The following is a 13321-nucleotide window of genomic DNA, read 5'->3' as shown; positions in this document are numbered from 1 at the left end:
CCCATTGCCCTGCCAGAACCGGTTCAGCGCCGCCGGCCGGCCCCGTCAAATCTGCGCGATGTAGGTGTCGGCCTCGCCCCTGAGGACCTGGCCCAGCGCCAAGGTAGCGGGGTGGTCCGGCCCGAGGATGCGGGCGTACTCCTCGGCGATCTCCTGCTGTTCATCGCCGATGTCCTCGCCCACCGCCACCCGGTCGGCGGCCAGGTTGCGGCGCAGCAGCAGGGTGAGCGGGTGGCGGTCGGTCAGCAGCCGCCGGCAGTTCTCCCACGTCTGGCGGTCGAGTTCGAGCGCCCCGGCTATGTCGCCGGAGGCGAACAGGTCGCCGGCCAGGTTGGCCAAGCAGACCAGGGTCCGGGGGTGGTCGGGGCCGACGTACTCCCGCAGGATGGGCAGGGCGTTTTCGTCGGCGGCCCGGGCCTCCGCGACCCGCCCCAGCCGGCGCAGTACGACGGCGCGGTTGACCGCGGTGCCGGCCGTATGCGGATGCTGATCGCCGAGCAGCCGGCGGTAGCCCTCAAGGGCGGCATCGGCGAACCGCAACGCCTCGCTCAACCGGTCAACGGCCTGCAGGGAGAGCGAATACTGCAGAGCGGCAAGGATGGTCTGGTTGGATTCGGGGCCGAACCGCTCGTTCAAGCGCCGCCAGACGCGTTCGGCCAGTTCGACGGACTCCTGGTGGCGTCCCACCCGGCGCTGCATGACCGTCAGTGTCCGCATGTTGCTGAGCACCGCGGGCACGTGTTCGCCCCATGCGAACCGGATGCGTTCGACCAGCTCCTCCTGCATGCGCCACGCCTGGTGGTAGTCGCCCGCTTCCATCAGCGCATCGGAGTAGCCGTCCGCCGAGGAAACGGTCTGGGCGTTGTCGTGGCCGAGGATGATCTCGCGCCGGTTCAGCACGTCGCGGAACTGTTCGACGGCCTTGAAGACGTCGCCGTTGAGCAGCAGCGCAAAGGAGTAGAAGTGGTTGGCTATGAGCGTCTGCGGGTCGTCCTCGCCGAACCTGCGGGCGCATTTGCGGTAGGACTCGGCGGCCACGTCCAGCGATTCACCGAACCGGCCGGCGAACCGGAGGTCGCGGCTGTACTGGAACTCCGCGGCAGAGGTCTCTTCAGAGTCGGCGCCCTGGGTCTCGCGGAGAGTGGTGAGGGTGCGCCCGCACAGCTCCAGCGCGGTCTCCAGCGCGCCGAGCTGGCGGTAGGCCGGCACCAGTTGCAGCTGAGCCCGGAGCGTGTCGAGGTGCGTACTGCCGAGTTTCTCGCGCCACAGTGCCAGCACGGTCTCGCCGAGCCGCCGCGCCTCGGCGTACTCGCCCCGCTGCACCGAGATGTCGATCTCGGTCAGCACCAGGGTGCGCACCCAGGGGTCGGTGCAGTCCCACGCCTCGGACGCCCAGACGTGCGGCAGCAGCTCCGCATACCGGGTGATGCCCACCGGGGAACTGTCCTGCGGGTCGCTCTTGGCGAGCAGCTGGTGCACGCAGTGCCGGAAGGTCTCGGTTTCCGCATCGTCGAGGGGCGCTTGCACCGCCTGTTTGACGAGCCGGTGCATGGTCAGATTGTTGTGCCGGTGGTCGACCTGGGCCAGGCTGTAGCGAGTGATGTCGCGGATCGCCTTGCCCAGTTTCGCGGGATCCTCGAGTGCCTGCCGGAGCTCCGGCGGCGCGTCGATGTCGCGGGCGAAGTTCAAGACGTAGCGCGGCACCGGCGCGACCGCGAAGAAGGAGAGCACCTGCAGCAGCTGCAGCGCCGCCCGGTTGGTCTGGGCCAGCTGGTCCAGCGAGACGTTCCACGCGGCGGCCACGGCCAGCGGATAGCTGGCGTCGACCGGGGTGAGCAGCCCCAGCATCTCGCTCTTCTTATCGGCGAAGCGCGTGAGGTAGTCGGAGACCGATATGCCGCTCTCGTGCAGCCACACGGCCGCCTGGTTCAGTGCCAGCGGCAGGTCGCCGAGCTCCTCGGCGAGCCCGTCGGCCTCGGTGGCGGTCAGCAGTTCGGGTCCGCGCAACTGGAGCAGTTCGATGCTCTCGTGGCGGTCGAAGATGTTGATTTCCAGGAAGTCGTCGCGGCCCCGCAGCGCCCAGCGCCCATCGCGCGAGGTGACGATCACATGGCCGGGGCCGTCGGTCGGCAGGAAGCGCTCCAGGTATTCCGGGGCGTCCGCGCTGTCGAAGACCAGCAGCCACGCCTGGCGGTGGCGCAATTCCTGGTGCACGCTGTGCACGACGTGGTCGACCGACGAGCCGGCCGGTGAGAGCCCGAGGTTCTCGGCCAGCGAGAAGTAGGACTCGTGGATCTGGTTGATCTGCGACGCAGGGAACCACCAGATCACGTCGTATTCGTCGGAGAACCGGTGCAGGTATTCCTTGGCCAGCTCGGTCTTGCCGACGCCCGACATTCCGTGCAGTGCGACGGTTACCAACTGCGAGTCGGTGTCGACGAATTTGTCGCGCAACCGGCCCAATGAAGCGACACGTCCGGTGAATGCGGGATTACGGCGCGGCACCGGCCCCCAGATGGACGGCGGCCTGCGCCCCGACCGGACCGGCTCCGACCGCCGCTCCGCGGAAGGAGAGAGCGAAACAATACTGTCGGCCGAATCGGGCATCGCGCTTCCATCTGCATGAGACCGGTCAATACCTGCGATATCAGACGCGGGTCCGTACGAAATACCTCGGCCGTCAACGCTGCGTGACGAGGGCGGATCCGCGAAGTCCAATGCTATCCCATTGGCTGGCTCGTGCCACGCATCTCCATCCTCCGGTTGTGCTGCCTGTACCCCCGCGTTGCCCGTGGGGATGGAGAACACCAAATCAAAAAATTCGTTATGCGGCCCTACCAGAGAAACCGCCTCAAGAGCAGGCCTCATCCATTTTGCCCACCAATGGGAAGCTTGCCCGGTTCTGGGGCGAACGTCTTCTTCGCCACGCAGCATCCGGCCGACCGCTTCGAACCACGGATCGAGGTGGGCGAATTCGGCTGCGAGCAGCGACAGCACCCCGCGGATCTGCGAACGCCTGCCGCCCAGCGCGAGCAGGGTCCTGCGCACCTCAGGACGGAAATCCCAGTACACGGCATTGGCCGTGCCGTCTCCGGGATGGTCGTCGATGACGGTCACCAGCCCGCTGAAGAAGATCTCGGTCAGTTCGGAGGGCCGCGACCGGCCGGTCACGCGCTCGCAGACGGCGGTGATCAGCTCGGGTTGCAGCGGCACCACCGCCAGCGCGGTGGCCAGCTCGAAAGCGGTCGACGTCGAGCTGCGGTGGAAACGCCGGACCTGCGCATCCGGGTCGTCCTCCAGTGGCTCGCGCACGGCACCTTCCACCGGCTCGTCGGCGCCGGCGCCGTCGGGCCGCAGTCCCAGTGCCGCGCCCCGGAACGCGGCCGGCCCCCGGCCCATGACGAACCGGGCCCACGCAGCGACCGCCTTGGCACGCAGCGGCAGGACCGGCACGAACAGCGGGCGGCCGCCGCCCGGGGCGTCGCCGGTCCCATCCGGGGATTCGGGCAGCGGCGGGCGCCGTTCGCGGTAGCCAGCATTGGCGCGCGCCGGATCGGCAGGAAACGACCTGCGCAGATCCACGGTTTCGGGACGGATCCCGCTGCGGTGCCACTGGTAGGGCGACAGCAGATGGGCGATGCCCACTGCCCGGCGCCCGGCCAAGGCCGCGAGCCACCGGCGCAGGCCGGCATAACGCCATCCCTCACCCAGGCCGTCGGTCAGGATCAGCACGACCTGCATGGCGCCCGCGCCCCCGGATTCCGGGCCGCCGAATCCGAGAGGGCTGTGGCGGGCGCCGGTGGCGGCGTCGTACGGGGACGGCTCACCAAGGGAGTCGGAGTCGAAGTAGAGCACCCGGACACGGCGGAACACCCCGCTGTTGCGCAGCAGGTCCCGCACCCCGCCGGCGACCTCCTGCTGGAAGAGCATGGCCAGGCTGCTGTCGATGAGCAGGACGAGTTCGACCGCGCGTTCGCGTTCCGGCCGCAGGTGCGGCCATACCGCGGCCTGGTCCGGCCCCGCGCCCTCGCCGCCGCCACGGCGGGCCTCCAGCAGGGCGCAGGCGTAATTGCGCGCGGTCTCGCCGTGGTCGAGCTCCGTTGCCGGTCCGCGGCGCCGGCGCAGGTGGAAGGGGCGCAGCGCCGCGGTCAGGCCCTGGCGGTCGGCCAGTGCGGGAAAGCCGATTCCGGCGCCCAAGGGAGGTGCGGGCCGGGACGGAACCGGCGGCGCGCCGTCGTCGGGCCGCCCGGCGCCGGGCGGCCGGGGTGCACTGCCGCCTTCGGTGTCGGGCCGGGGTGCCTCGGCCTCGGGAGGCCGGGGCGGGGGCTGCGATGCGGGCCCGGTACCGGGCGGTTCGGGGCCGGCGGGGTCGGTGGGGCCGGACCCGCGCAGCCGGGGCGGCGACGGCTCGAACGTGCTGAGCCAGGCCGCCAGGTAGTACGCATCGGCCCATTCCTCGGCGGTGCGGGCGGTGGCCTGGTCGTGCCCATACGCCTGGAGCCGGGCTCCAGTCGGAGTCCCGGCGCCGTCGTCGGAACCGCTAGGGGCGTTCATACCGGTGAGTCCGTCACGTTCATTCCAGTGAATCCGTCAACCTGTGCCAGAGCAGTTCCGACATATCGCGGATATCGTCGGCTCCCTCGGCGCCCGCCGCGGAGGTCAGGTAGAGCGCGTTCAGCAACTGGTCGATGGCCAGGCCGTCCTGCTCGGCGCTGCGTGCGACGAAGCGGTCGATGATGCGCGAGGTCGCGTTGGGCGCGCTCGCGGCGAAGTGCCCGGCGACGATCTCGGCGAGCTGTTCGCGTGAGGGCAGCTCCAAGCGCAGCGGAATGCAGCGGCGCCGAAACGCCGGGGAGAGATCGCGTTCGATGTTGCAGGTGATCACGACGATCGGGAACGCGGCACAGGTGACGCTCCCGTTGGCGACCTCGGCGGAGCGGCCGGGGTCGTCGATGCCGACGGTGATCTCGGGCGCCACCCGCGCCAGGCGTTCGAGTTCGGGGACGCGGTAGCCGCCGGCCTCGAAAAGGTCGAGGAGGTCGCCGGAGAGGTCGAAGTCGCCGCGGTCGAACTCGTCGATGAGCAGCACGCGGGGCAGGCGGTAGGGCAGGAAGGCGGTGCCCAGGGGGCCCAGGCGCAGGTATCGCCCGATCTGCTGCGCGCTGGCCCGCAGCAGGGCGGCGTGTTCGTCGCCGCCGTCGGAGTAGCGGCGGTCGTCGCCGCCGAAGGCCCGGCGGTGGGCGTTCTCGAGGTTGAGGTCGTGGATCTGGGAGATGGGGTCGTAGTCGTAGAGGCCGGAATGCACTGTGGCGCGGCTGTCGATGGTCCACTTCAGCACCCGGCCGAGCCCGAGCTCGCGGGCGATCTGGTGGGCCAGGGTCGACTTGCCCACGCCCGGCGGCCCGGTGACCAGTAACGGGCGGCGCAGGTAGATTGCGGCGTTGATCTTGTCGAGGACCCGGGTGTGTTCGCTGTCGATACCGGCGCCGTGCCGGACCGGCGCCGCATCGGGCCCCAGGGACCGCCGGCCCTCGGAGTCGGGCGGGGGCGGGTCCAGCGGCGGGCCGCCGTCGTAGGTGCGCCACTGCGGCGGCGGCGGCAGTTGCGAGGCGAGGTCCAGGTGGGGACGCGGCCTGCCGGTGCCGTGGAAGATCCACCATTGCGGCGTGGGCGGCCCCGAGCTCGCGGTACCGGTGTCGTGCGCGTTGGTCATGGGTGTGTCCCTTGCCTCGCGGCGGCGTGGCTATCGGATGCGGCCGGTCGAGTAGTCGTCTCCCGCTGCAGCGAGTACGGGCAACCGGTCGTGGTAGACGACCGAGGTACCGATGTTGTCTCCGATGAAACCGTCGTCGGTGTGGCGAATGGGTCCTCTCCGCGTGCCTTCCAGTAGCCGGTGCGGCAGGCTGTGGAGTTCCTGGAGTGACACCCGCCCCTCCCTTCCCGTGAAGAGGGATCCCGTTGCGTGGTCCTGCGTGTGGTCGCTACCGCGCCAAACTATGACGGGAACCCCGGAGTACACGGCTGCCACCACCTCTTTGCGCCATGCCGCTTCCTCAGGGGATCCGGCAACGAACACCACGATACGCTCATCCGCGAACCGCTCGGAAAATCGGACACCAGGCGGGATAGTATCTCTTGCCCGGTCGAAGGCGATACCTTCGCCGTGTTCTTCGAGAATCTCCCAGCGCCGAATACATTTTCCTTGCGAGGCGCCGTACTCGTCCTGCCCGGCGACGAACTCGTAGATCCGCAGGATGACCTCGACCTGCGATCCGATCCGCGGCGGTTCGTCCAAGATCGACGATTCGAGCTCCCATTCCGCGACATGGAATCGGGGCACCAGTGCCATGGGCACCAGCAGTTCCAGGCGGACGCAATCGTGGTTCCGGCGCTGCGGTTGGGACTCCAGCTTGTGCAGCAGGGCGTTCAAATGCGCGCGCACACCGGCCAGCGACACGTCTTCGACGACATCGCGCGAGCTGAACTCCGGCTCTGCGCCGCAAACGGGGCTAAGGACGGTCCAATACGCGAGCTCGAACAGGTCGGGGTCGGCGGGCGACCGGCGCACCTGCATGATCAGTCTGCCCGGTGCTTTCACCCGGGTGCGGCAGGGTCCGGCGGGCGGGCCCGCCGCCGGACCGGGGTCGAGCGGCAGCGACAATCCGGTCCGCAGCAGTTCCACCAGCTCGGGTTCGGCGGTCTCGGCGATGAGCGATGCGAACCGTTCGACGGGGCGGCTGCCATCGAGTCCGGCCGCGAGGTCGTAGATGTCGACCAGCGCCTCCCAGGCCGTGGTCGGGCCGGGGATCGAGTCGTTGGGCAACCGGCCGCCGATGGCCGCCTGGTAGGCGTGCTCGACCCGGTCGTAGGGCATCGCGCTCATCGCCGACCGCAGGGGGGCCAGCCGCCGGCGCGCCGCGTCGCTTTCGGGTAGCCCGAAAAGCCGCGCCTCTTCGAGCGCGAGGAGAGGGTCGGCCGCCAGCAGCGCCCGCCGCATGGATTGGGAGTCGTCCTCCAGGGACCGCACCCAACGGAGGACGCAGCCGAGTTCGCCGGTTTCCACGCTCGCCCGGACGAGGCGGCGCGCGAACACGATGGGATCGGTGCTGGTGTTGACCTTGTTGGCGATCGGCGCCGGCAGGTAACCGTGCAGATCGGTCCGGTAGTCGTCGCGTTGGATGGTCTGCACCGCGCTGAGGGCATGTGCCAGGTCGATCTGCAGGCGAGCGCTCATACGCGGTGCCCGCCGGGGAACGGTGCCGCGGCATCCCACACGCCGCCCATGGCGCGGCTGCCCTCTTCGGCGGCTTCGAGCATGCCCAGTACCTCCCCCAGCAGTTCGTATTCGCGGGCCAGGTTCACCAGTTGGGACGCGAACACCCCGGCCTCGGCGTCGACCTTGAGGCGGTCGCGCAGCCGCCGGTCGAGCGCGAGGTAGAAGTCCTGCCGGCGGTCGGGGATGAGCACCGTGCGGAGCTGCCCGACCGCCCGGCCGAGTTCGGCGGTCCGGCGGGGGCCGGGCTCGGCGGGCGCGGAGCCGACGACCTGCTGCTGCGGCTGTGCGGGAGGCCCTTGCTCCCATACCGGGGGGACCGCCTCGATGGGGATCATCCAGCAGACCCCCGCGGGAGCGGTGCCCTCCAGCCAGGCCTCGCAGAGGATGCCCAGCAGCGCACCGTCGCGCTGGTCGCGGACGCCGCCGCCGCTGAACCCGGCGACGACGCCGAGCCCGCCCGCGGGGCGCACGTCGAGCTGCACGTGCTCGTAGGCGCTGCCGCCGCTGCCGCCGAGGGTTCCGTACACCCACACCCCGGCCGCGGCATCGGAGAACCCGACGATGCCGATCCCGGTGCCCTGTTCGGCCCCGTGTGCCGGGCGCAGCACCGGCGGGGCGGCGGGGGCGGGGCGGTCCAGGCGCAGCACGGCGATGTCCCAGGGCGCGCGGTCGCGGAACCAGCCGTCGTCGACCACGGTTCCCGTGGCCTGCCAGCCGTCTGCGCCGCGGGGGGCGTCGAGCCGGACCGCGGTGCGCGGCCCTGCGGGGTCGGCGGTGCGGCGGTCGGGCGGCAGCGCCGCCTCGACGACGTGGGCGCAGGTGAGGACGTGGAACGGCGAGACGACGACCCCGCTACCGACACTGCCGACGCCGCCCGAATTACCGGAACCGCCGGCGGCCGGACCACCGCCGCCTCGGATAACGCGCAGTTGCCAATCGGGGAGATTCGTTCGCGCCGGAGGCGACTGGGGCACTTTTATCGCTCTCCTCGGCAGTCGGTGGCAGCTGAATGTACCGGCTAACTGAGACACCAATACCATAAACCGGCGAAATGGTATCGGCCACTGGCAGGTTCCGGTGGTCGATGCACGCACCGGCTACCGGCGCGCCGGAAGTGCACCGGTCAGCGAGAGCCATACCCGCTTTTTCCTGTTTCGCAGTTGGCCGCGTGCGGATTCGAGTGACCACAGTCGGCCAATGCGGTTTCAGTGGCGCTGTTTCCACTCCTGCCGCGCCCGCCGCGGGAGTTCGCGGCCGGCGGTGTTTTGCGCAACGCAGCAGGTGAATCGGTTCATCCGTTCGGCGCGGCCGGATTCACCGGATGGAAACGAACACGCGATGAACACCGAACCGGGGATGGCCGCGGCCGGCGCGGGCGGCGGCGGGCCGCGCCCGGCGGTCCCGGGTTGTGCCTCGCCCGCTCGCTGCAATGGGCGAGGCTCCCGTTCCCGGGCGGTCAGCCCCGATCGGGGGCGCCGTCCCAGCGGGCGACTCCGCATAGGCCCGATACCTGCTCGGGGGAGTAGTAGGGCTGGTCAGCGCGCGGGCGCCAGTCGGCGAGGTGCACCACGCCGGGCTCGACCGGTTCGACGTCGGTGAAGAACGCCTTGATCTCCTCCTGGGTGCGGACCCGCAGCCGGGCGCTGGAGGTGCGGTAGGTGTCGCTGGCGAAATCGGCGCGCTCGGGGTGGCTGTCGGACTCGGCGTGGCTGATCGCCACGTAGGAGCCCGGGGCCAGGTGCTCCAGGTGGCGGCGCACCAGCTCGTAGGGGTGCTGGTCGTCGGTCACGAAGTGCAGCAGGGCCAGCATCAGCAGCCCCACGGGGCGCTGGAGGTCGATGTGGCCGGTCAGCTGGGGGTGGGTGTAAAGCGCCTCGGGTTCGCGCATGTCCGCTTGGACCACGCCGGTCAGCTCGGGCTCGTCGGCCAGCAGCGCTTCGGCGTGCACCCGCACGGCTGGGTCGTAGTCGACGTAGACGACCCGGGCGCCGGGGTGGTGGCGGCGGGCGACCTCGTGGACGGATTCCTGGGTGGGCAGCCCGGAGCCGATGTCGATGAACTGGTCGATGCCCTGCTCGCACAGATGGTCCACCGCCCGGCCCAGGAACAGCCGGTTGGCCCGGGCGCTCTGGCGGGTCTCGGGCAGTGTCCGCATGATCCGGTCGCCCATCTCCCGGTCGACGGCGTAATTGTTCTTGCCCCCCAAGTAGTAGTCGTACAGCCGGGCGGGGCTGGGGACGGTGGTGTCGATCCCGGCGGGAGCGGCCGGTTCCGGGGTGGGCGCGTCGGTCATGGCGGTAACCCGTTTCACTCTGTGACTGGACCTGGCAAAGGACGTATGCGGACGTTGCGGGAGGAACCACTGCGATTACGAAACACCGTTACTTTAGGGCGAACCGCTCGGTATCGCGATCTCCTGCAGCTCGGGGGCTTGTGCGCCGCGCCCGGCCGCCGCCGTGCTCACGCTCCGGTGATCTGACTCCAGATCTCGTGGCCGCACAGCACCAAGAAGAGCCCGCCGGCAATGGACAACCCGATGTTGCCCACGATCCCGTTGCGCCATTCCTGCGGCGTCCGCCGCGTGTTCAGCAGCCACATCAGCGTGAAGGCGAGGAAGGGCATGAACGCCGACCCGAGCACGCCGTAGGCGATGATCAGCGCGATCGGCTTGTCCAGCAGCAGCAGAAGCATGGGCGGGAAGGTCAGCCACAGCAGGTAGCCGCGGAACTCCCAACTCGTCTCACGCTCCTCCACCGGCCGCTCGGTGCGTCCGCGGATGTTGCCCACGAAGTCGGCGAACATGACGCTGACGCCGTGCCATACCCCCAGCAGCGAGGAGTAGGCGGCCGCGAAGAACCCGACCAGGAACACGACCGAGATGAAGGTGCCGAACCGCTCCTCCAGCACCTCGGCCAGCGTGAGCAGCCCCCGATCGCCTTCGGCCAGCGCGACCTCGGCCGAGCTCAGCAGCTCGGCGCCCACGATCAGCATCGCCACCACGAATACGCCGGTGGTGATGTAGGCGACCCGGTTGTCCAGCCGCATCATCCGGATCCAGCCGGCGCTGCGCCAGCCTTTGGCGTTGACCCAGAACCCGTAGCAGGCCATGGTGATCGTGCCGCCGACCCCGCCGATGAGGCCGAGGGTGTAGACGAGCGAGCCATCGGGAGCGGTGGGCACCAGCCCCGCGGCCATACCGCCCAGGCTGGGCAGCAGGTAGGCGGCCAGCCCCACGACGGTGACGAACAGGACGCCGATCAGGACGGTCATCACCCGCTCCAGCACCGGGTACCGGCTGAACCAGACGAAGAGCAGGCCGGAGATCCCGGCGATGACCGCGAACACCCACAGCGGCACTGAGGGGAACAGCGCCGCCAGCGGCAGCGCGGTCGCCGACATTGCGGTGGCGCCGTACACGAAGCCCCACAGCACGATGTACGGGGCGAAGAAGACGAACGTCCACACGCCCATGCTGCGCCAGCCGTCGAAGATGGTCCGGCCCGAGGCCAGGTGCCAGCGGCCGGTCGCCTCGGCCAGCGCGATCTTCACAATGCAGCCGAGAACCACCGCCCACAGCAGCGAGTAACCGAACCGCTCCCCCGCGACAAGGCTGGCAACGAGATCCCCCGAGCCGACCCCGGTGGCCGCGGCGACGATTCCGGGGCCGATGTGCTTCCACCGGGCGTTGTACTGCTCGGTTATCTCCTGTTGCGCCACAAGTTTCCCTTCGAGGTCATCGCATTGAGGGGTACGGAGGCCGTACCACCGTGCGATTCCACGCCATATGTATGGTTCTCGGCAACCCCGGTAACCATCCTGTCCAGCACCCCGCGGCCATCGGCCGGTTCGGGGCGCTTCGCCGGCGCGGCACCGGTTGCCGGGAACCGGGCGCCGAGCGCCGGTTCCGCACGATCAGGGCGGCTCGACCGGCCGGCGCGAGCAGGCGCAAGCAAGGCCGGTACGAGCAGGGGGCGCGGCGCCGCCTCGGGCGGGCGGCGCAGGCTCTGCCGGGGTCGGGCAGCCGCCTACATGCCGCGCAGGTGGTCGCGCAGGCGGCGGGCGGAGCGGCCCATCAAGGCCTCGGCACCCGTCTGGACGATGGCGGGCACCTGCGACGCGGTCAAGGCCGCGACGCCGAACGTCTGGCCGTCGGCGTGCTCGACGACGCCGAACTCGTGGCGCAGGTTGAGCAGTGTCCCGGTTTTGGACGACCACGTCGACGCATCGGAGGCGAAGTCCGGGGCCAGCCGGTGGCGGAGCACGTTGGCGCCCATCAGCTCGCGCACCTGGGCTGCGACCTCGGGGTGGATCGCCGACGGCCGCCACAGCGCCTGGAGCAGGTCCACCAGGGCACGCGCCGAACCGGAGTTTGCGCGGGTGACATCGAGCAGGGCGATGCCGTGCCCGCGGCCCGGCGTGCCCGCTTCGATGGCCAGAGTGTGGGCCAGGTGCACTTCGTTGGGGACCATGCGTTCGGCCCGGGTCTCGCTCAGCTCGCCGAGCAGGTGCCGGATGGAGATACCGCGCAGGCCCGCCGACTCCAGCCAGCTCGCGACCTCGGCCGGCGGGGTGAGCCCGAACAGCGCGTCGGCGGCCGCGTTGTCGCTGATCGAGGTGCTGAGGTAGACGAGGTCTGCGAGCGCAATGGCGGCGGGGTGGCGGAACCGGGTCACGCCCATCGGACCGGGGGTGGTCACCCGGCCGGGTTCGACCTCCAAGCGCGCGGCGCCGTCCAGTTCGCCAAGGCGCACCCGGTCCAGGGTCGCGGCGGCCAGCGGCACTTTCACCAGCGACGCCACCGGCAGGGTCGTATCGGGCTCGATGCCCACCTCGTCGCCGGTGTCGAGGTCGCGCACCAGGAACGAGCCGTACAGGCCGCCGTCGGCGAGCTCGCCGCGGATTTCCCGCAGCAGCGCGCCTTCGCTGTCGCCGCCGAATGGTTTCATTGCGTCACCTGTCCGTTTGCGGGCGCACCGAGGCAGCGTGCGATGCCGTCGGCGAGCGCGGTCCCGATGCGCTCGGTTTCGTCCCCGGCTCCCGCGGCGACAGTGTATGTGTAGCCGCGCAATGGCCGGATCTCGCCGATCGGGCGCCAGTACAGGCCCAGCTCCCGCGCCTGCCCGGCCGAGCACAGCAGCAGGTCGGCCGATCCGAGCACCTGCGCGGTAGCCGCGGCGAGCGCGGCCGACACCGCCACCTGCGCAGGCTGCAGGCCGGCGGCGACGCTGTGCCGCCGGATGCGGTCGCGGATGTGCGGAACGTCATCCTCGGGCTGGATCCACAGCCGGCGCCGGGAACCGGTGTCTCCGCGGCCGACGCGCAGTGTCTCCAGGTAGACCGCCGCCGCGCGGGGCTCGGCCGCGCCGGCCACGCCCAGGGGCACCGACCAGATGGCCTCGTCGGGCGGTACCGCGGCGATCGCGGCGCGGACCTGCCGGGTACGCAGCAGCTCGTCGCGCCCCGGCGGCGGGGCCGGTTGCAGGTCGAGGTTGATGCCCTCCCGAAGCGCATCGGCACCGAGCAGGGCGAGGTCGCGGGTGCCGCAAACGTCGGGGACGGCCAGGCGCAGCGGCGCGAGCCGGGCCCGTTCGGCGTCGTGCTGCATCTCCTCGGCCAGGCCGACCAGGCGTTTGGCGGAGGGCAGCATGTTGCGGCCGAACGGCGTCAGCGTGGCACGCCGGGTCGAGCGGTCGAACAGCCGGCCGCCGAGGTGCCGTTCCAGCGCCGCGATACGGCGGCTGGCCACGGGCTGGGGAATGCGTGCCGCAGCCGCGCCGAGGGTGAAGCTGCCGCGCTCACTCACGTGCACGAAGGCGACACAGGCACCGACAAGATCCATGACCCGCAGGCTATGCCGAATCTGCATGGAAGTTGTCATTTTCGTCTTAGACGGCATCGGTGGTGGCCCGCAAGACTCACTGCGAGGCCGCCGAGCGGCGGCGGCCTCCCACCCGCGCGCCGGGCGGTACGGGGGCCGCCGTGTCCGGTCCTGCCCTCGGCGATACCGAGCCTCGCGCGCCGACCCAATGACAGGAGGACCGCCCC

8 protein-coding genes are annotated in these 13321 nt (G+C 70.6%); all 8 read right to left on the bottom strand.

Annotated features, from left to right (window positions below):
- Nucleotides 1-45: 45 nt before the first annotated feature.
- Nucleotides 46-4554, bottom strand: a complete 4509-nt coding sequence (gene fxsT, locus ACYVD5_RS20040; RefSeq protein WP_461002627.1) for an FxSxx-COOH system tetratricopeptide repeat protein — start codon at nt 4552-4554, stop codon at nt 46-48.
- A gap of 19 nt (nt 4555-4573) precedes the next feature.
- Nucleotides 4574-5713 carry an AAA family ATPase gene (locus ACYVD5_RS20035; protein WP_461002626.1) on the bottom strand — a complete coding sequence of 380 codons (1140 nt, stop codon included), beginning with the start codon at nt 5711-5713 and terminating at the stop codon, nt 4574-4576.
- Between the two features lie 30 nt (nt 5714-5743).
- The gene (locus tag ACYVD5_RS20030) at nt 5744-7234 is read right to left on the bottom strand and encodes a VMAP-C domain-containing protein (protein ID WP_461002625.1); all 1491 of its coding nucleotides are present in this window, start codon (nt 7232-7234) and stop codon (nt 5744-5746) included.
- Nucleotides 7231-8250, bottom strand: a complete 1020-nt coding sequence (locus tag ACYVD5_RS20025; protein ID WP_461002624.1) for a S1 family peptidase — start codon at nt 8248-8250, stop codon at nt 7231-7233. Before ACYVD5_RS20025 ends, ACYVD5_RS20030 begins: the two co-directional genes overlap by 4 nt.
- 482 nt (nt 8251-8732) lie before the next feature.
- The gene (locus ACYVD5_RS20020) at nt 8733-9587 is read right to left on the bottom strand and encodes an SAM-dependent methyltransferase (RefSeq protein WP_461002623.1); all 855 of its coding nucleotides are present in this window, start codon (nt 9585-9587) and stop codon (nt 8733-8735) included.
- A 149-nt stretch (nt 9588-9736) separates the two neighbouring features.
- A complete protein-coding gene (locus ACYVD5_RS20015; RefSeq protein ID WP_461002622.1) occupies nt 9737-10993 on the bottom strand; it encodes an Nramp family divalent metal transporter in 1257 nt (418 codons plus the stop codon).
- Between the two features lie 308 nt (nt 10994-11301).
- Nucleotides 11302-12222: a serine hydrolase gene (locus ACYVD5_RS20010; protein WP_461002621.1), complete on the bottom strand. Its 921-nt coding sequence runs from the start codon at nt 12220-12222 to the stop codon at nt 11302-11304.
- Nucleotides 12219-13115 carry a LysR family transcriptional regulator gene (locus ACYVD5_RS20005; RefSeq protein WP_461002620.1) on the bottom strand — a complete coding sequence of 299 codons (897 nt, stop codon included), beginning with the start codon at nt 13113-13115 and terminating at the stop codon, nt 12219-12221. Before ACYVD5_RS20005 ends, ACYVD5_RS20010 begins: the two co-directional genes overlap by 4 nt.
- Nucleotides 13116-13321: the final 206 nt, after the last annotated feature.

Source organism: Streptomonospora sediminis (genome assembly GCF_054778995.1).
This window is presented reverse-complemented; position numbering and strand designations above follow the sequence as displayed.